The organism is Nostocoides vanveenii (assembly GCF_039531165.1).
Classification (GTDB): domain Bacteria; phylum Actinomycetota; class Actinomycetes; order Actinomycetales; family Dermatophilaceae; genus Nostocoides_A; species Nostocoides_A vanveenii.
On record NZ_BAAAPN010000056.1, the window covers coordinates 18,062 to 42,774 of the forward strand.

Sequence of the window (24,713 nt, forward strand, 5' to 3'; positions counted from 1 at the left end):
AAGGGTTTTCGGTCCGCACCCCCGGGCCGGAGGCGGCGCACGCTCGTCGGACAATGAACAGGCAACACACGCGTCGGGCCGTGGCCCGGGGATTGGTCGCCGGCGACCAGCCCCCGGGCGACGCCCGGACCACACGGCATACGTCCTGCGAAGAAGAGCGAGCGATGAGCGACCTGCACGTCTACGACACCACCTTGCGCGACGGCGCGCAGCAAGAGGGTCTGAACCTCTCGGTGACGGACAAGCTGGCGATTGCGGCCCACCTCGACGATCTAGGCGTCGGCTTCATCGAGGGCGGTTGGCCGGGCGCCAACCCCAAGGACACCGAGTTCTTCCGGCGCGCGCAGACCGAGCTGCGGCTGAAGAATGCGACGCTCGCCGCCTTCGGCGCCACCCGCCGGGCCGGCGGCCGGGCCGACTCCGACCCGCTGGTGCGTGCCCTGCTCGACTCCGGTGCCTCGGTCGTCACCCTCGTGGCCAAGAGCCATGTCAGTCACGTCGAGCGCGCCCTGCGCACCACGCTCGCGGAAAACCTCGAGATGATCCGCGACACGGTGACCTTCCTGCGTGGCGAGGGACGGCGGGTCTTCCTCGACGCGGAGCATTTCTTCGACGGCTATACGACCGATCGGGCCTACGCGCTGGAGGCCGTGCGCGTCGCGGCCGAATCCGGCGCTGAGGTGATCGCCCTCTGTGACACCAATGGCGGGATGCTGCCGGCGGAGGTTGCTGACGTCGTCGCCGATGTGCTCGCGACCACTTCGGCGCGTGTCGGTATCCATTGCCACAACGACACCGGGTGCGCGGTCGCCAACTCGATGGCCGCGATCGACGCCGGAGCCACGCACGTGCAGGGCACCATCAACGGCTACGGCGAACGCACGGGTAATGCCAATCTGGTGACTGTCGTCGCCAACCTCCAGATCAAGCAGGGGCTCGAGCTCCTCGAACCGCACCGGCTCGCCGAAGCGACCCGCATCTCCCACGCGATCAGCGAGATCACCAATGTCGCGCCCTACAGCCGCCAGCCGTATGTCGGGTCGAGCGCCTTCGCGCACAAGGCCGGCCTGCACGCGAGCGCCATCAAGGTCGACCCGGATCTCTATCAGCACACCGACCCCAAAGCGGTCGGCAATGACATGCGGATGCTGGTCTCGGACATGGCGGGTCGGGCATCGATCGAACTCAAGTCGCGTGAACTCGGTCTCGATCTTGACGGCAGCGACGAAGCCGATGCCGCCAAGGTCGCCCAGGTCCTCGCGCGGGTCAAGGATCTGGAATTGCGCGGGTATACCTTCGATGCCGCGGACGCGAGCTTCGAGTTGCTTCTTCGGCGCGAGCTGAACGGCGGCCTGCCCGACTACTTCGATGTCGAGTCGTGGCGGGTCATCACCGACTCCCGTGGCGAGGACGATGCGCTGTCGGAGGCAACGGTCAAGGTCTTTGCTGCCGGCGAGCGTGTGGTCACGACCGGTGAAGGCAATGGCCCGGTGAACGCGCTTGATCATGCTCTGCGGGAAGGCCTTTCGAGTGCCTATCCGGAGATCGCGCACCTGGAACTCGTCGACTACAAGGTCCGCATCCTCGACACCGAGCACGGCACGGACGCCGTCACGCGCGTGCTGATCGAGACCAGCGACGGCTCGACCACCTGGTCCACCATCGGCGTCGCCGCCAACATTCTCGAAGCCAGCTGGGACGCACTCCTGGAGTCGGTGACGTTCGGCCTCATCCGCGCCGGGGTCGCCCCCCGGCGCGGATGAGCCCTAGTCCCCTTTGACATTTACCAGCTGACGGAGCGTATGCCGCACCTCGACCAGGTCTGCCGCATCCGCTATCACCTGGCCAATGTCTTTGTACGCCGCCGGGATCTCATCGATGAAGGCATCGGTGTCGCGGAACTCCACGCCGGCCATCGCCTCGCGCAGCTGGTCCATCGTGAAGGTGCGCCGGGCCGATAACCTCGAGTGCACGCGGCCGGCACCGTGCGGCGCCGAGTTCAGGGCACGTCGATTGCCCAGTCCCGCAACGACATACGACGCAGTGCCCATCGATCCGGGGATCAAGCCGGGCTCGCCGGCCCGCGCCGAGATAGCACCCTTGCGAGAGAGCCAGACGGGCTTGGCGAAGTGCTCCTCCTGCTCGGTGTAGTTGTGGTGGCAGTTGATCTCCTCCTGCCGATCCACCGTGACGCCGAGCCACTCCTCGACACAGGCGACCAGCCGATCCATCATCTCCTCACGGTTGAGCAGGGCGTAGGTCTGCGCCCAGCGCATCTGCCGGATGTAGGCCCAGAACTCGTCGGTGCCTTCCACGAGGTAGGAAAGGTCTTTGTGCGGCAAGGGAATCCACCACCGCTCGCAGAGCATCTGCGCGACGTCGATGTGGTGCTGGGCGATCTTGTTGCCGACACCCCGAGAGCCCGAATGCAGGAACAACCAGACCCGTCTCGTCCCGGGTGATCTCGATGAAGTGATTGCCGGACCCGAGCGTGCCGAGCTGCAGGTCCCACTGCCCGAGGAAGCGCGCGGGATCGAACTCGGCGCGCACGGCGGCGTTGGTCAACGCTGCGACCCGGTCACGGGTGTGCTCGCGCGCGATGGCCTGATCGCCGGCGCCGGCTGAGAGCGGAATTGCCCGCTCGACCGCCTCGCGCACCGGCCGCCGGTCCGTAGGCAGGTCCGCCTCGGTCAGCTGGGTGCGCACAGCGATCATCCCGCAGCCAATGTCGACGCCGACGGCGGCCGGAATCACGGCCCCGAGGGTGGGAATGACGGACCCGACCGTCGCGCCCAGGCCCAAGTGGGCATCGGGCATCGGCGCCAGGTGCGGGTGGATGAACGGCAGGCGCGAGGTCTGCTCGGCCTGGGCGCGGGTCTGCGGGTCGAGGATGCTGCCCCAGTTGAACAGCTTGGGCTGGAGCTTCTCCATGAATCGCTGCTTTCCAAACCATGCGCTGTGAGAGCGCTGTCCGCGATCTGCCGAGCCCGCCCACGATAGGGGCAGGCAACGAGGCCGCGCACCCGATTTCCGTGGTGACCACGTCGCGGTGAACCGTCGTGGCGCTCAAGAGTCGGGCGACGCGGCCACAGGTATCTCCTCCTTGTCGTGCATTAAGTGCAGCCCAGTGCACCTCATGCACGACAACTTGCGGCAAACACGGCCACCGCTACCGAACGGCAGGGCGGGCAATGGTGTCCAGGACGTCGAGCAGGCGCAGGCGCAGTGCATTGCTCCGCTCGGCGAAGGCACGCTGCGCGCTGACATAGGCCGCCTTGCCCGCGGCAGTTTCGATCGGGATCGGCTCGTAGCCAAGGTCGCGCAGGTCGTAGGGCGAGGCACGCATGTCGAGCGTGCGGAGCCCGCGGGCCAGATCGAAGGCATCCAGGGTCAACTCGCCAGGCACCAGTGGCGCGAGCTTGAAACACCATTTGTAGACGTCCATCCCGGCGTGCAGACACCCTGGCTGCTCGAGCTGAACTTGCGAATCCCGGTTGGGCTGCAACGCGTTTCGCGGGGACGCCGCCGGAGTGAAGAACCGGAAGGCGTCGTAGTGCGTGCACCGGATCTGGTGCACGTCCACCACCTCGTCGGTCTCGGCCGGACTCAGGCGCAACCGATAGGCCGTATGCCGCACCTCCTGCGAGCGATAGACCATCGCCCACTCGTGCAACCCGAAACACCCCGTATGCGGCGCCCGCCCCACCGTGGCCGCCAGCAGCGAGCGGACGAACGCAACCGTCGAACCACGTTCTGCGGCAAAGTGATCCACGTCCAGCGCGACCCCGCCACAGCAGTCGGTGACGTAGTGGCGCCAGGAGGCGCGCGGCATACGTCCGGCGTCCTCGAGCACGATGCCGGGGCCGGGATGCCACCGGCGCAGCTTGCCCGGCGGATTGCTGTAGTAGACGAAGAGGAAGTCCTCCACGGGGTGCTCGACGGCACCGCGACGCCGAGCCTCGTGGCCGGCCACCAGCTCTTCGACTCGGGCGAGGTGCGCCACTTCCCGGGCGGCCCAGTCCGTCGGGGGGAGGCGAACCGGATGCACACTCCCACGCTATCCCTGCGTCGGGCGGCCCCGGTCACCGGCGAACCCGCCCGGCTTAGGCTGACCCTCATGCGAATCGTGCGATTCACGACCGGGGAGGACCCGGCATACGGCGTCTTGGAAGAGGACGGCGGCGTCATCGCCGAGATCGTCGGTGACCCGCTCTACCAGGGCGTGACCTTCACCGGGCGGCGGGTGCCGGCCGACGCGGTCCGACTCCTCGCGCCCGTCATCCCGCGCAGCAAGGTGATCGGGATCGGGCGCAATTACGCCGACCACGCCAAGGAGATGGGCAACGACATTCCCACCTCGCCGCTGGTCTTCCTCGTCCCCAACACCGCCGTCGTCGGCCCGGACGACCCCGTGATCATCCCCTCGATCACCCAGGAGGTCAGCTACGAGGGGGAGTTGGCCGTGGTCATCGGCCGAATCGCGAAGTCGGTGCCCAAGGAGCGCGCCAACGAGGTGATTTTTGGCTACACCTGCGCCAATGACGTGACCGCTCGCGACCTGCAGCGCGGCGACGGCCAGTGGGCACGCGCGAAGGGCATGGACACTTTTTGTCCCCTCGGGCCGGCGATCGCCACCGACCTCGACGTCAGCGATCTGCGCCTGGTCACCCGCGTCGACGGCGAGGTCAAGCAGGACGGCACGACCGCCGACCTGATCTTCGACATTCCGACGCTCATCGCCTACCTCACCCAGGCCTTCACGCTGCTGCCCGGCGACGTCATCCTGACCGGGACGCCAGCGGGTGTCGGCACGGTCGACCAGGGCAGCCGGGTGGAGGTCGAGATCGACGGGATCGGCATACTGGCCAATCCGTTCCTGCGGCGGGACTGACACGCTCCTACACTTGCGACCCGTGAGCAAGCACAAACTCGGTCCGGTCCGCCTGCGCGTCGCGCCGTCGCCGACGGGCGATCCGCACGTCGGCACGGCGTATATGTCGCTCTTCAACCTGGCGTATGCCCGTCAGCAGGGTGGGCAGTTCCTTTTGCGGATCGAGGACACCGACCGGGCGCGCTTTCGCGCCGACAGCGAGCAGCAGGTTTTCGACACCCTGCACTGGCTGGGTCTGCAGTGGGACGAAGGTCCCGATATCGGCGGCCCGGTCGGCCCCTACCGCCAGTCCGAGCGGCTCGACACCTACAAGCCCTATGTCAAAAAGCTGCTGAAGTCGGGGCACGCCTACACGTGCTGGTGCAGCGCCGAGCGGCTGCAGCAGATGCGCGAGGAGCAACAGAAGAACAAGCAGCCCACCGGGTATGACCGCCTCTGTCACGGGAAGTCGGAGACGGAACGGCGCGAGTTGCCCGGCTTCACCGACAAGCCGGTCGTGCGGATGTTCATCCCCGACGACGTCGAGTTGACCTTTACCGACCTGATCCGCGGCGAGGTCAACGCCCCCCGGCCGGACGATCAGGTCATTCTCAAGGCCGACGGCTTCCCGACCTATCACCTCGCCGTCGTCGTCGACGACCACGAGATGAAGATCACCCATGTGGTGCGCGGCGAGGAGTGGATCTCCTCCACGCCCAAGCACCTGCTGCTCTACAAGTGGCTCGGGCTCAAGGCGCCGGCGTTCGCGCACATGCCGCTGCTGCGCAATGCCGACAAGTCCAAGATCTCCAAGCGCAAGAATCCCGCGGCCCGGCTGACGTGGTTCGTCGAGGAGGGCTATCTGCCGGAAGCGCTCGTGAACTTCCTTGCGCTGCTTGCCTATCCGCCGGCGCAGGATGCCGAGGGCGATGACGTCGAGAAGTTCACGTTCGCCGACTTCTCGCGCGACTTCGCGTGGGCGAAGGTCAATCCGGTCGGGCCGATCTTCGACCTGAAGAAGCTGCAGTGGCTCAATGGCGTCTATATCCGCGACCTCGAACTCGGTGATCTCACCTCGCGGTTGCTGCCCTATCTCGAGCGGGCCGGAGTGTTGTCGGGATCGCCGAGCCTGGGGGTGTTGGGCCGGCTGAAGTCGGTCGCCGAGCTGATCCAGACCCGCATCGTCTTGTTGAGCGAGTCGGTGCCGCTGGTCGCGCCCTTCTTCACCGCTGACGACATGCTGGTGATCAACGACGACGCGCGGGCCGACCTTGGTGCGGATGCACCGCGGGTGCTCGATGCCGCGATCGCCGCGCTGGGTGACATCGACGACCACCTGGCCGACCTGATCGCCGGCACTGCCTGGAATGCCGCGAACCTCGAGGCGACCCTGCGTCGGGTCCTGGTGGAGGAGTTGGGCCTCAAGGCGCGAGTCGCCTTCGGGCCGGTGCGCACGGCGGTCTCCGGTGCCAAGATCTCACCGCCGCTCTTTGAATCGATGGAGATTCTCGGCAAGACCTCGACCCTGGCGCGCCTGCACGCCCTGCGTGCCACCCTCTGACCGATTGCCGTATGCCGTGGCTCACCCCGCCGAGGACGTGCTGATCGACGGAGTGCTCTTCGACCTCGACGACACCCTCATCGATACGGCGGCGGCGATGCACCTGGCCGGCGCTGCCGCTGCGGCCGTGCTCTGGCCGGACGCCGACCCGCAACGGCTCGCGATTGCGGGCGTGCGGTTCCGGTCGGATCCCGGCGGGTTCTTCGGGGCCTACACCCGCGGCGAACTGACCTTCGCTGCCATGCGGGCGGCGCGGATCGCCGACCTCGGAGCCTGGCTGGGCGCAGCGGACGGGCAGGTCGCTCGGGCGGCTTTCGACGCGGCATACGAGCCGGCGTTCGTGGCCGCCTTGCAGACCTTCAAGGACGCGCCCGCCTGCCTGACGGCGTTGCAGGACAACGGTATACGCATTGGATTGCTGACGAACTCGGGCGCCGACTATACGGCGGCGAAGCTGCGGCATACGAGCTTGGCTGGTGTCACCGATGTGGTCTGTACACGTGACACGCTCGGCTTCGGCAAGCCGGACGCGCGCGCCTTCCACGAGGCCTGCCGGCAACTCGGAACCGACCCGGCGCGCACCTTGCACATCGGGGACGAGCTGCACGCCGACCCGCTCGGGGCCGTCGGTGCGGGGCTGCGAGCGGCGTGGCTGGTGCGCGACGGCGCCCTCGACGAGAGCGTGCGGGCGGAGGTGACGAGGCGGGGGATCGCGGTGATCGACACGCTCGAGGTGGTCCGCCCTGGCCGGCTGGGCATGCGGTTGTCCTGAGCTCGGCGGGCGACGCTCAAAGGACACCCTCGAAGGCTTCCGCTCCTTCGCCCGCGAACCTGTGGATAGTCGCGCATGGTCGCTAACGGAGCCCGCCAGGACTGGGGGGATGGTTGCCGAGGGGAAAGTGAGGGACGATGAGTGTCATGACCACGGTCTCGCTAGGGGCGCCGTTCACGCGTTCGGACCTCGATGCGCTCCCGGACGATGGGCGGCGACATGAACTCATCGACGGGGTGTTGGTCATGACCCCGGCGCCGAGTCCGCGTCATCAACTGATTCAAATGGAGCTCATCAAGCGCTTGCTGCCAGCCATACCGACTGGGCAGCGCCTGCTCGCGGCGCCGCTCGACGTCGTCCTGGGACCGGCCACCGTGCTGCAACCCGATCTGCTGATCGCAGCGCGGACCGCCTTGACGTCTCGCGATCTGCCGGTCGCTCCACTGCTTGCCATCGAGGTGCTCTCGCCGAGTACTCGGCGCTTAGACCTGGGGATCAAACGGGCGCTCTACGAGTCAGGAGGGTGTGCGGCGTACTGGGTCATCGATCCAGACGAGCCCTCGATCACCGCGTGGGAGTTGCACGAGGGACGGTATGCCGAGGTCGGCCGGGCCGTGGGTAGCGAGTCGCTGCGCCTGCATATGCCGGTCGAGGTCGAGATCGTCCCCGCCGACCTGGTGACGTGACCCGGCATCCGTGCACCACGGGGTGGGCAACCGCGATTTGGGGGGCCTGCGGGGGAGCGGGTAGTATTCACCTTCGGTTCGCGGCCCGCGCGTGCTTCGGCACGAAGGGGAGGCGATACCCCTTGGGGTATGGTGTAATTGGCAACACTAGTGATTCTGGTTCACTCATTCTAGGTTCGAGTCCTGGTACCCCAGCGCAGCACCGTGATCGCGGTGATTCGGAGATTGACTAGGCCGTCGGCTAAGGTTGCTCCGCTGTAGCACGGCCCCGTTGTGTAGCGGTCTAGCACGCCGCCCTCTCAAGGCGGTAGCGCGGGTTCGAACCCCGTCGGGGCTACCAGCAGTCGAAGGCCCCCTGTCCTCAGGCAGGGGGCCTTCGCGTATGCCGCCGACCGCTTCCCTATTCGGACTGGGCGCGGGCGGCAGCTTCCTGGGCGGCGGCGTGGCGGGTCAGGACTTCGGTGAGTTTGTTGGCTCCTGCCATGACCGTGGCGGCGTGCAGCCGGCCGGGCTGGCGGGAGAGGCGCTCGATCGGGCCGGAGATCGACACGGCGGCGATCACGCGACCGGAGGGGCTGCGCACGGGCGCGGAGACCGAGGCCACTCCGGGCTCGCGCTCACCGACGCTCTGGGACCAGCCCCGACGGCGGACGCCGGAGAGGGTGGTCGCGTTGAAGGCAGCGCCGTGCAGACCGCGGTGCAGCCGGTCCGGCTCCTCCCAGGCAAGTAGCACCTGGGCGGCGGAGCCAGCGTGCATCGACAAGGTCGCGCCGACGGGGATGGAGTCACGCAGGCCGACCGGGCGCTCGGCGGCCGACACGCAGACGCGGTGGTCGCCTTGCCGGCGGAAGAGTTGAGCGCTCTCATTGGTGTGATCGCGCAAGGCCCCGAGCACCGGGCCGGCGGCAGCCAGCAGGCGGTCCTCGCCGGCCGACGCGGCGAGCTCGCCTAGGCGCGGGCCGAGCACAAAGCGGCCCTGCAGATCGCGGGAGACGAGGCGGTGGTGCTCCAGGGCGACCGCGAGGCGATGGGCGGTCGGCCGGGCCAGGCCGGTGGCCGTGACGAGTTGAGCAAGGGTGGCTGGTCCCGATTCGAGAGCCCCCAAGACGATGGCGGCCTTGTCGAGGACGCCGACCCCACTGGAGTTGTCCATGTCTTGATATTGCCGTCTCATTGCCTGAGACGCAAGTTCGAGGGTCCTAAACCCGTGCGAGCCTGGCCGGGACGCCTGGTTCGCGCACGCATTTCTTGGAGGCAATGATGGCAGGCACGCTGGCCGAAAAGGTTTGGGCGGACCATGTGGTTCGCAGCGCCGACGGCGAGCCGGACATCCTCTACATCGATCTCCACCTGGTCCACGAGGTCACCAGTCCGCAGGCCTTCGACGGTTTGCGGCTCAGCGGCCGCCAGGTGCGGCGCCCCGAGCTGACGCTCGCCACCGAGGACCACAACGTCCCGACCACCCCCGGTCCGATCACCGACCCAGTGAGCCTGACCCAGGTCGAGACACTGCGCCGCAACTGTGCCGAGTTCGGTGTCGAGATCTATCCGATGGGCCACGCCGAGCAGGGCATCGTCCACGTCGTCGGCCCCCAACTCGGGCTGACGCAGCCCGGGATGACGATCGTATGCGGCGACAGTCACACCTCCACTCACGGAGCCTTCGGTGCGCTCGCCTTCGGCATCGGCACCAGCGAGGTCGAGCACGTCCTCGCCACCCAAACCCTCTCGCTCAAGCCTTTCAAGACGATGGCCATCGAGGTCGATGGCGACCTGTCCGAGGGCGTCACGGCCAAGGACGTCATCCTGGCCGTCATTGCCAAGATCGGCACCGGCGGTGGTCAGGGCTATGTCCTGGAATACCGTGGCTCGGCGATCCGCGCTCTGTCGATGGAAGCGCGAATGACGGTCTGCAATATGTCGATCGAGGCCGGTGCGCGAGCCGGTCTGATCGCTCCCGACCAGACCACCTTCGACTACCTCAAGGATCGCCCCCACGCGCCGACAGGGGCCGACTGGGACGATGCCGTCGCCTACTGGTCGACGCTGCGCTCCGAGGACGACGCAACCTTCGATGAGGTCGTGCGCATCGACGCCTCCTCCCTGACTCCCTTCGTGACATGGGGCACGAACCCCGGCCAAGGCGCGCCGCTCGGCGCCGCCGTGCCCGACCCCGCGCTGATCCCTGACGACACCGAGCGTGCCGCCGCGGAGGCCGCCCTGGCCTATATGGGGCTGACCGCGGGCACGCCCCTGCGCGAGATCGCCGTGGACACCGTCTTCGTCGGCTCGTGCACGAACGGCCGGATCGAGGACCTGCGCGCTGCCGCAGCGATCGTCAAGGGCCGGACGGTGGCGGACGGGGTGCGAATGCTCGTCGTGCCTGGGTCGGCCCGCGTGCGACTGCAGGCCGAGGCCGAGGGCTTGGACGCGGTCTTCACCGCGGCCGGCGCGGAGTGGCGACTGCCCGGCTGCTCGATGTGCTTGGGCATGAACGCCGACCAACTCACGCCGGGCGAGCGATCGGCATCGACCTCGAACCGCAACTTCGAGGGACGCCAGGGCAAGGGTGGACGCACGCATCTGGTCAGTCCTCTTGTCGCCGCGGCGACGGCCATCCGCGGCACCTTGTCCACGCCCGCCGACCTCGAGCCCGCCACCGCTGGGAGCAACTGACATGCAGGCCTTCACGACGCACACCGGCGTCGGCGTCCCATTGCGTCGCAGCAATGTTGACACCGACCAGATCATTCCAGCCGTCTATCTCAAGCGGGTGACGCGCACCGGATTCGAGGACGGCCTCTTCGCCGCGTGGCGCGGCGACGAGAGTTTCGTGCTCAACGATCCGGCGTATGCCGCGGGATCCGTTCTCGTCGCCGGCCCCGACTTCGGGACCGGCTCCTCACGCGAACACGCGGTCTGGGCGCTGATGAACTACGGCTTCCGCGTCGTCATCTCCTCGCGCTTCGCGGACATCTTCCGCGGCAACTCGGGCAAGCAGGGCCTGCTGACGGCCGTTGCCGCCCAGCACGATGTCGAATTGATCTGGAAGTATCTCGAAAACGAGCCAGGTGCTTCTGTCACAGTGGATTTGGTCTCGCGCACGATTACCGCGGGCGACATCGTCGTGCCCTTCGACGTCGACGACTACACGCGCTGGCGTCTGCTCGAAGGGCTCGACGACATCGGCCTGACGCTGCGTCACGAAGGCGACGTCACGGCATACGAGAAGACGCGGCCGGCCTTCAAACCGACTGTGACCGCCTGACTTTCGCTCTAATGATCGGCTGTCGCCGAACAAATGTCGTTGCGACACAACAAACTCGTTGCTTGCCAATAGTGGACTAACGCGCCCGCGCGCCCTACCGTCAGCGGTGGAGGTCGGCGAAGTTGCACGACCCCGAGGGTCGCCGGCCCAACCGGCATGGAGTGACAACGGAGTTGGTCTCGTGAACAAAGCTGATCTGGTGAATGCGCTCGAGGCGCGACTCGGGAGCCGGAAGGCCGCCGTCGACGCCGTCGAGGCAGTGCTCGAAACGATCGTCACCGAGGTGTCGAAGGGCGGCAAGGTCGCGTTGACCGGCTTCGGGACCTTCGAGAAGGCGGCGCGCGCTGCGCGCACCGGGCGCAACCCGCGCACCGGTGATGTCGTCAAGATCCGCAAGACCTCGGTGCCACGGTTCACCGCGAGCGCCAAGTTCAAGGACTACGTCAAGAACCCCAAGAGCCTGCCCAAGGTGACCCCGCTCGCCCGCGCGTCCAGCGCCGCGGCGAAGGCGGCGGCTGCGCCGGCGAAGACTGCGGCCAAGACGACGACGGCCGCGGCCAAGCGCGCCGCCACCAAGGCCGCGCCCGCCAAGTCGGCGACCAAGGCCGCTCCGGCAAAGTCTGCCGCCAAGACCACGACCAAGGCGGCGCCGGCGAAGGCGGCGACCAAGGCCACCGCGACCAAGGCCGCCGCGACCAAGGCCGCCACGGCGAAGGCTGCCACCACCAAGGCTGCGGCCACGAAGGCGGCGAAGGCAGCGCCGGCGAAGGCAGCGCCGGCGAAGGCCGCCGCGAAGTCGACCACGGCCGCCAAGAAGACCACGACGCGCAAGAAGGCCTGAACGCTGCACCGCGAACTGCCCGGCACCCTTTGAGGTGCCGGGCAGTCGCGTTTGTCTAGGCGAAAGGCATTGCGGCGCTAGCGAATGGACTCCCCGTCGCCGATGCCGACGATCCAGACCCGGGTGATCTCCGGCCGCTCGGTGCCGGGGCCGGCGACACCCAGACTCACACGCTGACCGACCCGCAGATGGCGCAATCCGCTGCCGTCGAGCGCCGCGCCGGGGAAGGGCAATTCGCGGCCGTCATCGAGCAGCACCGACCCGTCGCCGGTCTCGATGTCGTAGCGGTGGACGCTGCCTTGCATCCCTCAACTCTAGGCTGCTTCGGCGCCGGAGCCGTGCGCGTCAGTCGCTGCCGATCGGCGCCCAGCCCGCGAGCACCTCGGCCGTATGCCGTCCGCACCCGAACGCAAGCACGCTGGCCAAGTCATCGTGCACGTCCACATCGCGCCGCAGGCGTGCCAGTTCCTGCCCGACGGGGCGATAGCCCGCGGCGAGGTGGTGCTGCGCGGAGGCGGGCCCGAAGTCCGGAGTGAGGGCACCGTCATACGCGGCCAGGAGCACCGAGCCCACGCCCGTGTGATCGGGGACGACGCCATGGCCGACCGCGGCGCAGGCCGCGAGGGCGGTCGCCAGGTCCTCGGCGCGGGCCGACGGGATGTCCCCGAGTAAGGCGGCGACCGGGCCCGGGCCGAGCGCGACGACCCCCGCGCGGATGGCGGCGTTCAGGCCCCCTCCCGGATCGGTGAGCACGCGCGCGCCGACGCCCTCGGCATACCCGCGGATGTCGTCATCGCCGGTGACGACGAGGAGCCGGTCGGCACCCACGGCCAGGGCCGCCATCTCGAGCGTGTCACGGGCGAGAGCGCGACTCAACGCCGCGCGTTGGGGATGGTGCAGACGCGATTTGCCGTTGGGCGCTCCCTGCGCCGGGATGACGACCCGCCACCCCTGGGCGCGCGCGTCGGGCGGTGTCATGCCGGTGATGATGTCATGGCGGAAGTAGGCTGCCGGGCGGCCCGCTAAGCGGGCCGGCCCAGGTGTCGCAGGCACGAGATAGAGGTTCAATGGCGAAGACGACCCAGCAACGCGACTTGCCGCGGGCCTACAAGTTCGTCGTTCGCGTGCTTCGGCCGTTGCTCCTGGTGCTGACCAAACGCGACTGGACCGGAGTGGAGAATCTCCCGGGCGAGGGCGGGTTCATCGCCTGCCCGAATCACTTGTCGCACACGGATTTCGTCATGTTCGGGCATCTGATGTACGACGTCGGCCGCCCGGTGCTCTTCCTCGGCAAGTCGAGCGTTTTCGAATATCCGGTGATCGGTTGGATCGTGCGGCGGGCCGGGCAGATCCCAGTCTATCGCGGCAGTTCGCGCGCGATCGACGCCTACCGAGCGGCCGTCGATGCGGTCCGGGCCGGCGCCGCCGTCGCGATGTATCCCGAGGGCACATTGACGCGCGACCCCGACCTGTGGCCGATGCGCGGCAAGACGGGTGCCGCGCGCGTCGCCCTGGAGACGCGCTGCCCGGTGATCCCGGTGGCGATGTGGGGGCCGCAGGAGTTGATGATGCCGTACGGCCGCTCGGTCCACCTCTTTCCGCGCAAGACGATGCGCATCGACGTCGGCACCCCGGTCGATCTGAGCGATCTGTATGACGCTCCTGACCAACGTGTCGCCGCCAGCGAGGCGACCGACCGGATCATGGCGGCGCTCACGGCACAGGTGGCCGCCCTGCGCGGCCACGCGGCTCCGCCAGTGCGCTACGACCCGGCCGCGCACGGGATGACCGAATTTGGGCGGCCAGAGCGCAAGGACGGCTGAGGTGGCGGGAACCGTCGCTCAGCTGCCGGCCGCAGCGAGCGCGGTGACGATATCGGTCCAGATGTCCTCGACGTCCTCGATGCCGACACTGATGCGCACCAAGGTCTCCGGTGTCGTCACCGGCTCGTTGGGGATGGCGCGACGGCGCTCCCACTGGGTTTCGACGCCGCCGAGTGAGGTCGAGTTGCTGATGAGGCTGGGCGCGGCGCACACGGCATCTGCGCTCTCGGCATCGCCCGCGAGCTCGATCGAGATCATCGCGCCGAAGCCGGGATAGCGCACGCGCGATACTCCGGCGAGGTCGCCGAGACGGGCGGCCAGAATCGCGGCATTGCTGCACGCCCGGTCGAATCGGACTGCGAGAGTGCGGATTCCGCGGGTGGCTAGCCAGGCTTCCATCGGGCCGGGGATCGCGCCGCCCAGAGTGCGCGCCGACAGCAACGCGGCGTGCAACCGCGCGTCGCGGGTGACCAACGCGCCGAGGATCACATCGGAGTGGCCCGAGAGGTATTTCGTCGCCGAGTGCAACACGATGTCGGCGCCTAGTTCGAGCGGTCGTTGCAGGAGCGGCGTGGCGAAGGTGTTGTCGACGACGACCACGGCGCACTCGCGCTGCGCGACCTCGGCGGCCGCGGCGAGATCGGCGACCTGGAGCAATGGGTTGGTCGGTGATTCGAGCCAGACGAGCGCGGCGCCCGGGATCGCTGCGGCCACCGCATCGGCGTCGCTGACATCGACCCAGCGCACGAGCCATCGGCCGGCGGTCTCGCCCTCGCGCAGCACGGTGTCCACGCCGTTGTATGCCCCGGCCGGCGCCACGATCGTCGCCCCGTGCGGCACGAGCGTCAGCGCGGCGCTCGCCGCCGCCATACCCGAGGAGTAGAGCAGGGCCTCGCCGCCTTCGAGTGCGCCGAGCACGTCCTCGAAGGCGGTCCACGTGGGGTTGCCCGCGCGGGCATACCGCAGGTCGGTGCCGACGACATAGGTCGATGTGAACGTCGGGGGGATCACGACGCCGGCCCCGGGCTCGGCCGGCGGCCGGCCGGTGGCGACCACCGTGGTCGCCGGGCGCGAAGCGGATTGGGGTGTCGACATACGGGCGACAATAGGCCGTCACGTCCGAGACGGGCGCGCAGGCCCGGGATAGTGTCGAGCGTGATGAGTGCAATGGACAACGCGCAGAGCAAGATCCGGGTCGCCCTGCTCTTTGGCGGGCGCTCCTCCGAACACGCCGTCTCGTGCGCGACCGCCGGGGGTGTGCTGCGCGCGATCGACCGCCGCCGGTATGACGTGCTCCCGATCGGGATCGCGCCCGACGGTCGGTGGGTGCTTCTTCCCGACGACCCCGAGCCCCTGGAGTTGCGGCGCGGCCACGTGCCGGCGGTCCCGGAGAGCGCACCCGGTGTCGTCGTGCCCACGAGCACGCGCGAACGCGGGCTGCGCGTGCTCGATCGCGGCGAGATGCCGCAGGAGCTGGGCGATGTCGACGTCGTCTTCCCCCTGCTGCACGGCCCGTTCGGTGAGGACGGGACGGTTCAGGGGATGCTCGAACTCGCCGACATCCGCTATGTCGGCAGCGGCGTCCTCGCGTCGGCGGCCGGCATGGACAAGCACTTCATGAAGGTCGTCTTCGCCGGCGCGGCACTGCCGGTGGGGCCGTTCACGGTGATCACCGATGCGCAGTGGCGTCACGACCCGGCGGCTGCGCGGGATGCGGTGGCCGGTCTCGGTATGCCCGTCTTCGTCAAGCCGGCCCGGGCCGGGTCGTCGATGGGCATTACCAAGGTGACCTCGATGGACGACCTCGACGCGGCGGTTGAGAACGCCCGGCAGCATGACCTGAAGGTCGTGGTCGAGGCCGGGATCGTCGGGCGCGAGATCGAGTGTGGCGTGCTCGAGGGTCATGACGGCGCCCCGCCTCGGACGTCGCGGGTGGGCGAGATCGTCGTGCGCTCGGGGCATGGTCACGACTTCTACGACTTCGAGGCGAAATATCTCGACACCGACGACTCGGTCGAGCTGACCTGCCCCGCTGATGTGCCGGCGGATATCGAGGCGCGCATCCAGGAGTTGGCGGCGCGGGCCTTCCTCGCCCTCGGCTGCGAGGGGCTGGCCCGGGTGGATTGCTTCTACACCGAAGGCGGTGATGTGCTGATCAACGAGATCAACACGATGCCCGGCTTCACGCCCTATTCGATGTATCCGCAGATGTGGTTGGCGAGCGGGCTGACCTATCCAGAGTTGATCGACGAGTTGATCACGCTCGCGCTCGAACGTCCGGTCGGCCTGCGCTGACGGCCGACGCCACGGGATCAGGGTCGCCCTAACCCGCCGATTTGCCCACGCAGCGTCGGCCGGTGGTCGGCAGCGTGGCCACGGCCGCATCGAAATCGGTGAGCAGCATCGGCTCCGGCGCGTAGGCCCTCGGGATCAGCACCTCGACGGCCGGATCCGTGCCGAAGGTGGTGAAGGCGGCCCCATCGCTCAACTCGCGGATGATCCAGTCCGTGCCGTCGACCGTGATGCACGGATCCGTCGTCGGCCCGGGCGGCGTCAAACCGCATCGGGCGATCACGGCGGGATCACCCCACGCGGCGACCGCCGGGTCGGCCGGGTCGGTCGAGCGCGCGGTGAGCTCGCCGAGAGCGGTGGGCCACGGCATACGGGCACAGGCGGCGGCGCCGGCGTGCGACGGCACGGCGAGGCCGACCGACCCGTTGCCGCAGGCAGTCAGAGGTGACGCCACGAAGGCGGCCGCCGCAGCGGCCGCCCAGGGTCGGCCCGTCAGACGTGGACGACGGTGCAGGTCAGCGTCCGGGTGATGCCGGGGACTTCCTGGATGCGCGCAATGACGAGCTTGCCGAGGTCGTCCACCGAGGGGGCCTCGACGCGGGCGATGCAGTCGTAGGGGCCGGTGACGTCCTCGGCGAGAGTGACCCCGCTGATCTTGGCAACTGCCTCCGTCACGCTCGCCGACTTGCCGACCTCGGTCTGGATGAGGATGTAGGCCTGGACCATGGGGCTCCCCTTCGTTGGGCTGGTTCGAGGCGCAACCGCGACTCTTGTGGCACTGGTCGTCCGGAAGGGACGTCGTGTCAGACGCTACCGTGCCGGGCATGGCGACGTCTCCCCAGGGTGTTGGTGGCTACACCGAGGATCAGCTACTCGAGGGGATCTTGCCGCTGATGGCGGGCGGTCGTGACGACGTCCTCGGGCCGGGCGACGATGCCGCGGTGCTGCGGCTAGACGGCCCCCCGGTGGTGACCACCGATGCGCTGGTCCTCGGACGAGACTGGCGAGACGACTGGTCGACGCCGGCGCAGGTAGCCGCCAAGGCGGTCACCCAGAACCTGGCCGATATCGCGGCGATGGGCGCCGTGCCGACGTCGCTGCTGTGCACGCTGCTGCTCGATCCCGAGACGCCGGTGGAGTGGGTCGAACGGTTCGCCGCCGCGTTGGGCGTGCAAAGCCGGCGGTATGCCGTGTCCGTCGCGGGCGGTGACCTCTCGTCCGCACCGGCGGGCCTGCGGGCGGTCGCGATCACCGCCTTCGGCGAACTCGAGGGGCGCGATCCGGTGACCCGTGCCGGGGCGCGACCGGGCGACAGGATCGCGGTGACCGGGTCGCTGGGCCGCTCCGCGGTGGGACTGGCCTTGCTGCTCGCGGCGTCGTCAAGCGGGCAGGGCGTCGACGATCTCCCGGTCGAGGCGCTGGCGCACCACCTGACGCCCACGGCTCCGCTGAGTCAAGGCCCGGTTGCTGCTCTGGCCGGGGCCGGGGCCATGATCGACCTCTCCGACGGCCTCTCGCGCGATGCCGACCGGGTCGCACGGGCCAGCGGGGTGCGGCTGGTCCTGGAGGCGGATGCGCTGGCGGCGGACCTGAACTGGGCGGAGAACTTTATCGCACGGGGTGTTGCGCGTCAGTGCGTGCTGGGCGGCGGGGAGGAGCACAGCCTGCTCGCCTGTTTCCCCGGCGAGGTGCCGCCGTTCTGGCGCGTGTTGGGGCGGGTTGAGCAGGCCGGTACCGGTGAGCCGGGTGTCTGGTTGGACGGGCGCCCGCTGCCCGTCACCGGATGGGACCACTTCGCCCGGCCTCCCGCCCCCTGAGGTTGGCACTCGACGGGGTTGAGGTGTGTACTCCACGGGGTTGGAGTGGGCATTCGACGGGGGGAACGACGAGAGCGGCCGGACCCGAAGGGGTTCGGCCGCTCTCGAGAGTGCGTCAGGATGACGTCAGCGGTTGACCTTGCCGGCCTTGAGGCAGGAGGTGCAGACGTTCAGGCGCTTCGGGGTCTTGCCGGCGTCGCCGACCATCGCGCGCACCCGCTGAATGTTGGGGTTCCAGCGACGCTTGGTGCGACGGTGGGAGTGCGAGACGGAGTGACCGAAGCCAGGGCCCTTGCCGCAGACATCGCAGGTGGCAGCCATGGTGGTGCTCCTTCAAGAGGGGATCGAAAGGTTCGTCGGGCGCCCATGGCCGGTGAACGGCATACGGGCAACCGGACAAGATTATCCGACCGGCCGCCGATCGGGCAAAACGCGCGGTGTCACCGGGGGTGACTACCCTTCGGCAGGTGGCCACGCTCGACTCGACGCTGGCGCCCCTGATCGGGCGGACTGCGCACACCCTGCGCGATGAGCGGGCGTTGATCACGGTGCGTGACCTGCTCGGCTTCTTTCCCACCCGCTACTTGGCGTATGACAGCGACCTCAGCGAGCTGCGCGAGGGCGAGTTCGTCGTCGTGATCGGCGAGGTGTTGTCCGCCAAGACGCGCGAGATGACGACCCGGCGCGGGTCGATGTTCAACGCCACCTTGACCGACGGGCGGCACGAGATCGACATGACCTTCTTCACCGCGCGCGGACATCAAGACAAATTGCGGCCGGGTGTGCGGGTGATTGCGGGCGGACAGGTGGGAGTTTTCAACCGGCGCTGGCAGCTGGCGCACCCGGGCTATACGGTGCTCGATCGCAGCGGCGACAGCGACCTACCGGGGCTCTTCCCGGTCTATCCGGCGGTCCCGAAGCTGCACAATTGGAACCTTGTGCGTGCCGTGCGGCTGGTCCTCGACGCGCTCGATCCGCTGCCCGATCCGGTCCCCGCCGAGATCCGCGCCAAGCACGACCTGCCGAGTTTGGACCGGGCGACGCGCTTGCTGCATCGACCGAACAGCCGCGCCGAACTCGCGCGGGCCCGCGACCGGATGCGGTATGGCGAGGCGTTCGTCCTCCAAACCGTGCTGGCCCAGCGACGGCTGGCTCGCGCTCGCGAGCAGATGGCGGTGCCCATCAGCGGCGGCGGCCCCCTGCTGCAGGCGTTCGACGCGCGGCTGCCCTTCACGCTGACGGCCGGCCAGCAACGCGTGAGCGCCGAGATCGCCGCGGACCTCGGGCAGTCGGTGCCGATGAGCCGGCTGCTGCAGGGCGAGGTCGGGTCAGGCAAGACGGTCGTCGCCCTGCGGGCGATGCTCAGCGCGGTCGATGCTGGAGGTCAGGCCGCCCTGCTCGCGCCGACCGAGGTGCTGGCGGCGCAGCATCAGCGCTCGATCACGGCGATGCTGGGGGATCTGGCCGAGGGTGGCCTGCTGGGGGGCAGCGAGCTCGGGACCCGGGTGGCTCTGTTGACCGGTTCGCAGTCCACCGCCGCACGGCGGCAGGCCCTGCTGGACGTCGTCAGCGGCACGGCCGGGATCGTGGTCGGCACGCACGCGCTGCTGCAGGAGAAGGTCGACTTCGCCGGCCTGACCCTGGTCGTCGTCGACGAGCAACACCGCTTCGGGGTCGAGCAGCGTGACAACCTGCGCGGTAAGGCCGAGCGCCCCCCGCATGTGCTGGTGATGACGGCAACTCCGATCCCCCGGACCATCGCGATGACGGTCTTCGGCGATATGGAGACCTCGGTGCTCGACGAACTCCCCGCCGGGCGCTCGCCGATCACCACGCATGTGGTCGACGAATACCGCCCCGGGTGGCTCGAACGCACCTGGGCGCGGGTGGCTGAGGAATGTGCGGCGGGGCGGCAGGCCTACGTCGTCTGTCCGCGGATCGGCCCCGACCAGGCGAGCGAGGAGGCCGCCGAGTTGCCTACTCCGGAGGAAGGCGAGCCCCCGAAGCTGGACATGATCGGCGTGCTCGAGACATATGACGTGTTGTGCGCCGAGCCGGCGCTGACAGGTCTGCGGGTCGGACTGTTGCACGGGCGGCTCCCGTCGGAGGAGAAGGACCAGGTCATGCGTGCCTTCGCCGCCGGCGAGATCGACGTCCTCGTCGCCACCACCGTGATCGAGGTCGGGGTCGATGTCCCGAACGCGACGATGATGGTGGTCCGCGACGCCGACCGCTTCGGGGTCTCGCAGTTGCATCAATTGCGCGGCCGGATCGGGCGCGGCGCCTACCCGGGTCTGTGCCTGTTCACGACGCGAGCCGGCGGCGGGCCGGCGGCCGAGCGGTTGGCCGCGGTGGCGACGACGACGGACGGCTTCGAGCTGGCCCAGCTGGACCTGAAGCAGCGGCGCGAGGGCGACATCCTCGGGGCCCGGCAAAGCGGAAGCCGGGGCGGCCTGCGCTTCTTGTCGCTGCTGGCGCACGAGGAGATCATCGCCGCGGCTCGGGTCGACGCGGCCGCGGTGGTCGCGGACGATCCGGAACTCACCGAGCATCTGGTGCTCGCCGACCGGGTTGCGCGCGAGCTGGCGCCGGAACAGGCCGACTTCCTGGAGAAGGCCTGATGACGCGGATCATCGGCGGGCGCGCGGGTGGGCGTGCGCTCGTCACCCCGCGGGGCAGCGCAACGCGGCCGACCTCGGACCGGGTCCGGGAGGCGCTCTTCTCCATCCTGGTTGCGCGGGATCTGATCGCCGGTGCGCGCGTGCTCGATCTGTATGCCGGCTCGGGTGCCCTCGGGCTGGAGGCCGCCAGCCGGGGCGCGGCCACCGTCACCTTGGTCGAGGAGCACCGGGCCACGGCTCGGTTGATCGCCTCGAACGCCACGGCGCTTGGCCTGCGCGCCGACGTCGTGACGGCGACGGTACGCGGCTTTGCCGGGCGGGCTGGCATACGGGCGGCGTTCGCGGGGGCGGGCCGGGGCGCGGTTGGAGACGCGCGCGCGGACGCGGTTCTCGGCGGCGAGGCGGGGGGAACGGCCTACGACCTGGTGTTTGCGGATCCGCCCTACCCGCTCGCCGAGGCGGACCTAGCGGGGGATCTCGCGGCGCTCGTCAAGAGCGGGGTGTTCGCGCCGGGGGCGACGCTGGTGCTCGAACGCTCGACCCGGTCGCCGGAGCCGGCCTGGCCGGCGGGACTGAGCGGCACCGGTGGCCGTCGCTATGGCGAGACGAGGCTGTGGTTCGCGGTGGCCGATGATCCGCCGCTCGCTGATCCGCAGGGCGTGGAGTTGCTAGGTTCGGACGCGTCCAACCGCACCGAGCCCGAGGTGGAGCCATGACCCGACGCGTTGTCTGCCCGGGCTCCTTCGACCCGGTCACGGTCGGGCACCTCGATATCATCCGGCGAGCCGCCGCCCTCTTCGACGAGGTCGTCGTCGCGATCCTGCACAACCCGTCGAAGTCCGGGACGTTCACGATCGAGCAGCGCATCGATTTCATCGAGGGCGCAAGCGCGGATCTGGCGAATGTGCGCGTCGCGGCGTTCGGAGGGCAGTTGATCGTTGACGTCTGCCGCAAACTCGAGGCGACGGCGATCCTCAAGGGTCTGCGCAGCGAGAGCGACTACGCCTACGAGGTGCCGATGGCGCTGATGAACCGGCAGCTGACCGGCATCGAGACCCTCTTCATCCAAGGGGACGCAGCGAGCGGCCATATCTCATCATCGCTGGTCAAGGAGATCAGCGGGCTCGGCGGTGAGATCAGGGGCATGGTGCCCGATCCGGTGCGCGATGCGCTCTATGCGCGACGGCCCGGCGCCTGACGCTCCGCGATTTGGGCGGGTGCGTGCCGGGCGGTAGGCTTGACCTTCGGCCTGCCCGCGCATCCCTTGGGGCGGCCCTTTCCGATTGCCAGTCTGCGTGGAGCCATGAACCGTCTCGACCCTCGCTCGCCCATGGTGTTCAGCACCCTGGAGTTGGGCCGGCGACCCGGGACGATGCAGGAGCTGACGCGGCGGATCGAGGCGCCCGAGGCCATCGGGACCGACGTGATCGCCGTGCCGGCCGGGTCTCCGCTCGAGGTCGGCCTCCGTTTGGAGTCCGTCCTCGAAGGCGTGCTGGCGACCGGTGAGGTTCGTGCCACGGCCACCGGATCGTGCGTTCGCTGCCTGGAACCGGTCACCGCCTCGGTGACCGCACCTTTCCAGGAGCTCTTCGTTCATCCCGAGCGTGTCGCCCACCATCGCAAGACGGGGGCGGTCGATGAGCAGACCGAAGAGTATGAAGTTCAGGGCGACCACATCGACCTCGAGCCCGTGCTCGTGGATGCGGTCGTGCTCGCACTGCCCTTCCAGCCCGTATGCCGGCCGGACTGTCCCGGGTTGTGTTCCGAATGCGGAGCGCGCCTCGCGGACGACCCCGGTCATCACCATGAACTGCTCGACCCGCGCTGGTCGCAGCTGACGGCTCTGTCCTCGTCGGCCGACGCGGACCACACCCAAGAGAAGAGGAACTGACGTGGCTGTCCCGAAGCGGAAGACGTCCCGCTCCAACACCCGCTCGCGCCGCGCCAACTGGAAGGCCGCGCCGATCACCTTGACCACCTGCCCGCAGTGCAAGTCGCCGAGCGTCCCGCACGTCGCCTGCCCGTCCTGCGGCACCTACAACGGCCGCCACTACGGCGTCGCCGAGCGCACCGAGCACCAGGCCTGAGCCGACGCGCGACATGCAGCGGCCCATCGACGAGCTTCGCACCGCCCTTGTGGAGGGCTGCGGCGTGGCCGTCGAGGGGTCGCTGCTGGCGTTGGCGCTGACCCACCGGTCCTACGCCTACGAAAACGGGGCGTTGCCCCACAACGAGCGGCTGGAGTTCCTCGGGGACTCCGTGCTCGGGATCGTCGTGACGGACTACCTCTACCGGGCCTATCCCGCTGAGTCCGAGGGGCACCTGGCCAAGTTGCGCGCCGCCGTCGTCAACATGCGTGCCTTGGCCGACGTCGGACGGACCGTCGCCCTCGGTGACTATCTGCTGCTCGGCCGCGGTGAAGAGAGCACGGGCGGACGCGACAAGGCCTCGATCCTGGCCGATGCCACCGAGGCCGTCATCGGCGCGGTCTTCCTGACCGGCGGGCTACCGGCAGCGACGGACTTCGTCCACTATCTGCTCGACCCGGTGCTCGCGGCCTCGGCGCGGCTCGGTGCCGGGTTGGACTGGAAGACCTCCCTCCAAGAAGCCAGCGTCTCTCGCGACCTCGGGCCGGTCGAATACCGGATCGCCGAGGCCGGGCCCGAGCACGAGAAGGTCTTCACGGCGAGCGCGGTCGTGGGCGGGGTGATCCGCGGCACCGGCGAAGGCCGGACCAAGAAGGACGCCGAGCAACGGGCCGCCGAGCAGGCCTGGCACGACATCACCGCCTCGGCGCTGGCGCCGCCCGCGTGCTGAATACGTCATGCCCGAACTCCCCGAGGTCGAGGTCGTTCGCCGCGGCGTCGCCGCGCACGTCCTCGGCCGGGAAATCGCCGCCACCACCACGTTTGGCGCGCGCGTGCTTCGCCGTCATGCGCCCGGACCGGCGGATTTCGCCGACCGGCTGACCGGCCGGGTCATCACCGAGGCGCGCCGGCGCGGGAAGTATCTGTGGCTGGTCGTCGGCGACGACGCCTTGGTGGTGCACCTGGGGATGAGCGGGCAGTTGCTGCTCGCGCCCCCGGGCGCGCCGGACCCCAAGCATCTGCACGCACGCTTCACCTTCGCCCCGGATGCCACGCGCGAACCGCTGGAGTTGCATTTCGTCGACCAGCGCACCTTCCGCGGCCTTGCGCTCGTCGAGCGCAACGCCGACGGGATCCCGCTGCCCGTAGCGCATATCGCGCGGGATCCTTTCGACCCGGAGTTCGACCCGCTCGCCGTGGCCCGGCGGATCGTGGGCCGGGCGTCGGGGATCAAGCGGCAATTGCTGGACCAGACGATCGTCTCGGGGATCGGCAATATCTATGCCGACGAGGCGCTCTGGCGGGCGCGGATTCACGGCGAGCGCCCGGGGGAGCGGCTGACCAAGCCCGCCGTCGTGCGGTTGCTCGATCACGCCCGCACGGTGATGACCGACGCCCTCGGCGAGGGCGGGACCAGCTTCGACAGCCTGTATGTCAACGTCAACGGTGAGTCGGGCTACTTCTCCCGGTCGCTGCAGGCATACGGCCGGGAAGGGCAGCCGTGCCGTCGCTGCGGGACGCCGATCCGGCGCGAGCACTTCATGAACCGCTCGTCCTACTCCTGTCCCCACTGCCAGAAGCGGCCCCAGACAACGAGGTAGCCAGTTCTTCGTCCAAGGCCGCTTCCGTGCGCATGGCTCGCATCTCAGGGGTGGTCGAAGGGGTTGATCAAGGTCAAGTCGCTCACCTGGTCGAAATCCTTGATAGGACCCTGAGGCATCCGTCTCGAGCGGCAGTGCCTCAAGGCTCGTTGACGGGGTCAAGGGTGCGATAGCCCAGCGCGGTTGCGGCGGCGATCATGCCCGCGTCATGGCTGACGATGGTCGCGTCGAGCCCGGAGGCGATCACCGAGCCCAGATGGATCGCGTCCAGGGTCTTGACCTGCGGCTCGATCGCCTCGGATGCGGCCAGCACGCCCTCGGTCACTGGCACCAGGGCCAGAACGTCGAGGATCTCGTCACGCCGGATCACCGGCAGGCCCTCGCGGGGAAGAACCGGGTCAACTCGGTGCGCAGGATCCTGGACGTAACCGGAACAAAATTTCTACAAATATCGACCAGTTGGGACCGCAACTC

The 24,713-nt window shown here is 69.0% G+C and carries 27 protein-coding genes, 2 tRNA genes and 1 pseudogene; 20 read left to right on the plus strand and 10 right to left on the minus strand.

The annotated features are described in order from the left end of the window. Positions 1 to 164 precede the first annotated feature (164 nt). Positions 165 to 1,763, plus strand: coding sequence for a citramalate synthase (cimA, locus tag ABD209_RS12395; protein ID WP_344066795.1), 1,599 nt, complete (start codon positions 165 to 167; stop codon positions 1,761 to 1,763). Positions 1,764 to 1,766: 3 nt separating this feature from the next. Here the strand turns inward: cimA and ABD209_RS12400 are convergent. Together ABD209_RS12400 and ABD209_RS12405 are read right to left on the minus strand one after the other, a co-directional pair. Next, positions 1,767 to 2,931, minus strand: a pseudogene (locus tag ABD209_RS12400) (RtcB family protein). 238 nt (positions 2,932 to 3,169) lie between these two features. Continuing rightward, on the minus strand, positions 3,170 to 4,048 hold the full coding sequence (locus ABD209_RS12405; protein ID WP_344066798.1) for a 3-methyladenine DNA glycosylase: 879 nt from the start codon (positions 4,046 to 4,048) through the stop codon (positions 3,170 to 3,172). Positions 4,049 to 4,117: 69 nt separating this feature from the next. Here ABD209_RS12405 and ABD209_RS12410 point away from each other — a divergent pair, with 69 nt between their 5' ends. The 6 genes from ABD209_RS12410 (at position 4,118) to ABD209_RS12435 (ending at position 8,229) form a co-directional block, all read left to right on the plus strand. Continuing rightward, positions 4,118 to 4,891, plus strand: coding sequence for a fumarylacetoacetate hydrolase family protein (locus tag ABD209_RS12410; RefSeq protein ID WP_344066801.1), 774 nt, complete (start codon positions 4,118 to 4,120; stop codon positions 4,889 to 4,891). 103 nt (positions 4,892 to 4,994) lie between these two features. Further along, complete coding sequence (gene gltX, locus ABD209_RS12415; RefSeq protein WP_425564671.1) at positions 4,995 to 6,431, plus strand: glutamate--tRNA ligase; 1,437 nt, start codon at positions 4,995 to 4,997, stop codon at positions 6,429 to 6,431. Beyond that, the gene (locus ABD209_RS12420) at positions 6,418 to 7,203 is read left to right on the plus strand and encodes an HAD family hydrolase (protein WP_344066807.1); all 786 of its coding nucleotides are present in this window, start codon (positions 6,418 to 6,420) and stop codon (positions 7,201 to 7,203) included. Before gltX ends, ABD209_RS12420 begins: the two co-directional genes overlap by 14 nt. Before the next feature lie 146 nt (positions 7,204 to 7,349). Then, positions 7,350 to 7,889 carry a Uma2 family endonuclease gene (locus ABD209_RS12425; protein WP_344066810.1) on the plus strand — a complete coding sequence of 180 codons (540 nt, stop codon included), beginning with the start codon at positions 7,350 to 7,352 and terminating at the stop codon, positions 7,887 to 7,889. A 123-nt stretch (positions 7,890 to 8,012) separates the two neighbouring features. Next, positions 8,013 to 8,084, plus strand: a tRNA-Gln gene (locus ABD209_RS12430). A 69-nt stretch (positions 8,085 to 8,153) separates the two neighbouring features. Next, positions 8,154 to 8,229, plus strand: a tRNA-Glu gene (locus ABD209_RS12435). 60 nt (positions 8,230 to 8,289) lie between these two features. On the opposite strand, the gene ABD209_RS12440 is transcribed toward ABD209_RS12435, so the two are convergent. Beyond that, entirely contained in the window at positions 8,290 to 9,042 is a 753-nt protein-coding gene (locus tag ABD209_RS12440) for an IclR family transcriptional regulator (RefSeq protein WP_344066813.1), read from the minus strand. Positions 9,043 to 9,149: 107 nt separating this feature from the next. Between ABD209_RS12440 and leuC the strand changes: the two genes are divergently transcribed. The 3 genes from leuC (at position 9,150) to ABD209_RS12455 (ending at position 11,998) form a co-directional block, all read left to right on the plus strand. Continuing rightward, on the plus strand, positions 9,150 to 10,565 hold the full coding sequence (leuC, locus tag ABD209_RS12445) for a 3-isopropylmalate dehydratase large subunit (RefSeq protein WP_344066816.1): 1,416 nt from the start codon (positions 9,150 to 9,152) through the stop codon (positions 10,563 to 10,565). 1 nt (position 10,566) lies between these two features. After that, positions 10,567 to 11,157, plus strand: coding sequence for a 3-isopropylmalate dehydratase small subunit (gene leuD, locus ABD209_RS12450; protein WP_344066819.1), 591 nt, complete (start codon positions 10,567 to 10,569; stop codon positions 11,155 to 11,157). Positions 11,158 to 11,338: 181 nt separating this feature from the next. Next, positions 11,339 to 11,998 carry an HU family DNA-binding protein gene (locus ABD209_RS12455; RefSeq protein ID WP_344066822.1) on the plus strand — a complete coding sequence of 220 codons (660 nt, stop codon included), beginning with the start codon at positions 11,339 to 11,341 and terminating at the stop codon, positions 11,996 to 11,998. A gap of 77 nt (positions 11,999 to 12,075) precedes the next feature. Here the strand turns inward: ABD209_RS12455 and ABD209_RS12460 are convergent, their stop codons facing one another. Together ABD209_RS12460 and cofC are read right to left on the minus strand one after the other, a co-directional pair. Beyond that, complete coding sequence (locus ABD209_RS12460) at positions 12,076 to 12,303, minus strand: hypothetical protein (protein WP_344066825.1); 228 nt, start codon at positions 12,301 to 12,303, stop codon at positions 12,076 to 12,078. A gap of 40 nt (positions 12,304 to 12,343) precedes the next feature. Further along, positions 12,344 to 12,976, minus strand: coding sequence for a 2-phospho-L-lactate guanylyltransferase (cofC, locus tag ABD209_RS12465; RefSeq protein ID WP_344066828.1), 633 nt, complete (start codon positions 12,974 to 12,976; stop codon positions 12,344 to 12,346). An 89-nt stretch (positions 12,977 to 13,065) separates the two neighbouring features. Between cofC and ABD209_RS12470 the strand changes: the two genes are divergently transcribed. Continuing rightward, entirely contained in the window at positions 13,066 to 13,821 is a 756-nt protein-coding gene (locus ABD209_RS12470; RefSeq protein ID WP_344066831.1) for a lysophospholipid acyltransferase family protein, read from the plus strand. Positions 13,822 to 13,839: 18 nt separating this feature from the next. On the opposite strand, the gene ABD209_RS12475 is transcribed toward ABD209_RS12470, so the two are convergent. Further along, the gene (locus ABD209_RS12475) at positions 13,840 to 14,916 is read right to left on the minus strand and encodes a trans-sulfuration enzyme family protein (RefSeq protein WP_344066834.1); all 1,077 of its coding nucleotides are present in this window, start codon (positions 14,914 to 14,916) and stop codon (positions 13,840 to 13,842) included. Between the two features lie 63 nt (positions 14,917 to 14,979). On the opposite strand from ABD209_RS12475, the gene ABD209_RS12480 reads away from it, so the two are divergent. Continuing rightward, on the plus strand, positions 14,980 to 16,116 hold the full coding sequence (locus ABD209_RS12480) for a D-alanine--D-alanine ligase family protein (protein ID WP_344066837.1): 1,137 nt from the start codon (positions 14,980 to 14,982) through the stop codon (positions 16,114 to 16,116). Positions 16,117 to 16,144: 28 nt separating this feature from the next. Here ABD209_RS12480 and ABD209_RS12485 read toward each other — a convergent pair whose 3' ends face one another. Together ABD209_RS12485 and ABD209_RS12490 are read right to left on the minus strand one after the other, a co-directional pair. Beyond that, complete coding sequence (locus ABD209_RS12485; protein WP_344066840.1) at positions 16,145 to 16,567, minus strand: DUF3515 family protein; 423 nt, start codon at positions 16,565 to 16,567, stop codon at positions 16,145 to 16,147. A 38-nt stretch (positions 16,568 to 16,605) separates the two neighbouring features. Beyond that, positions 16,606 to 16,839, minus strand: coding sequence for an Lrp/AsnC family transcriptional regulator (locus ABD209_RS12490; protein WP_324387242.1), 234 nt, complete (start codon positions 16,837 to 16,839; stop codon positions 16,606 to 16,608). A gap of 98 nt (positions 16,840 to 16,937) precedes the next feature. Here ABD209_RS12490 and thiL point away from each other — a divergent pair, with 98 nt between their 5' ends. After that, a complete protein-coding gene (gene thiL / locus ABD209_RS12495) occupies positions 16,938 to 17,930 on the plus strand; it encodes a thiamine-phosphate kinase (protein ID WP_344066843.1) in 993 nt (330 codons plus the stop codon). Between the two features lie 126 nt (positions 17,931 to 18,056). Here the strand turns inward: thiL and rpmB are convergent, their stop codons facing one another. Then, complete coding sequence (gene rpmB / locus ABD209_RS12500; RefSeq protein WP_344066846.1) at positions 18,057 to 18,251, minus strand: 50S ribosomal protein L28; 195 nt, start codon at positions 18,249 to 18,251, stop codon at positions 18,057 to 18,059. A 146-nt stretch (positions 18,252 to 18,397) separates the two neighbouring features. Between rpmB and ABD209_RS12505 the strand changes: the two genes are divergently transcribed. The 7 genes from ABD209_RS12505 (at position 18,398) to mutM (ending at position 24,239) form a co-directional block, all read left to right on the plus strand. Continuing rightward, positions 18,398 to 20,551 (plus strand): ATP-dependent DNA helicase RecG, encoded by a 2,154-nt coding sequence (locus tag ABD209_RS12505; protein WP_344066849.1) that lies wholly within the window; start codon positions 18,398 to 18,400, stop codon positions 20,549 to 20,551. Then, entirely contained in the window at positions 20,551 to 21,267 is a 717-nt protein-coding gene (locus ABD209_RS12510) for an RsmD family RNA methyltransferase (protein ID WP_344066852.1), read from the plus strand. The genes ABD209_RS12505 and ABD209_RS12510 overlap by 1 nt, the downstream gene beginning before the upstream one ends. Continuing rightward, complete coding sequence (gene coaD, locus ABD209_RS12515; protein WP_344066855.1) at positions 21,264 to 21,749, plus strand: pantetheine-phosphate adenylyltransferase; 486 nt, start codon at positions 21,264 to 21,266, stop codon at positions 21,747 to 21,749. The genes ABD209_RS12510 and coaD overlap by 4 nt, the downstream gene beginning before the upstream one ends. Before the next feature lie 105 nt (positions 21,750 to 21,854). Continuing rightward, positions 21,855 to 22,442, plus strand: coding sequence for a YceD family protein (locus ABD209_RS12520; RefSeq protein WP_344066858.1), 588 nt, complete (start codon positions 21,855 to 21,857; stop codon positions 22,440 to 22,442). A gap of 1 nt (position 22,443) precedes the next feature. Next, entirely contained in the window at positions 22,444 to 22,638 is a 195-nt protein-coding gene (gene rpmF, locus ABD209_RS12525; protein ID WP_324387235.1) for a 50S ribosomal protein L32, read from the plus strand. A 13-nt stretch (positions 22,639 to 22,651) separates the two neighbouring features. Further along, positions 22,652 to 23,368 carry a ribonuclease III gene (gene rnc, locus ABD209_RS12530; RefSeq protein WP_344066861.1) on the plus strand — a complete coding sequence of 239 codons (717 nt, stop codon included), beginning with the start codon at positions 22,652 to 22,654 and terminating at the stop codon, positions 23,366 to 23,368. Between the two features lie 7 nt (positions 23,369 to 23,375). Then, a complete protein-coding gene (gene mutM, locus ABD209_RS12535; protein ID WP_344066864.1) occupies positions 23,376 to 24,239 on the plus strand; it encodes a bifunctional DNA-formamidopyrimidine glycosylase/DNA-(apurinic or apyrimidinic site) lyase in 864 nt (287 codons plus the stop codon). A gap of 139 nt (positions 24,240 to 24,378) precedes the next feature. On the opposite strand, the gene ABD209_RS12540 is transcribed toward mutM, so the two are convergent. Continuing rightward, positions 24,379 to 24,609: a PIN domain-containing protein gene (locus ABD209_RS12540; RefSeq protein ID WP_344066867.1), complete on the minus strand. Its 231-nt coding sequence runs from the start codon at positions 24,607 to 24,609 to the stop codon at positions 24,379 to 24,381. Between the last annotated feature and the right edge of the window lie 104 nt (positions 24,610 to 24,713).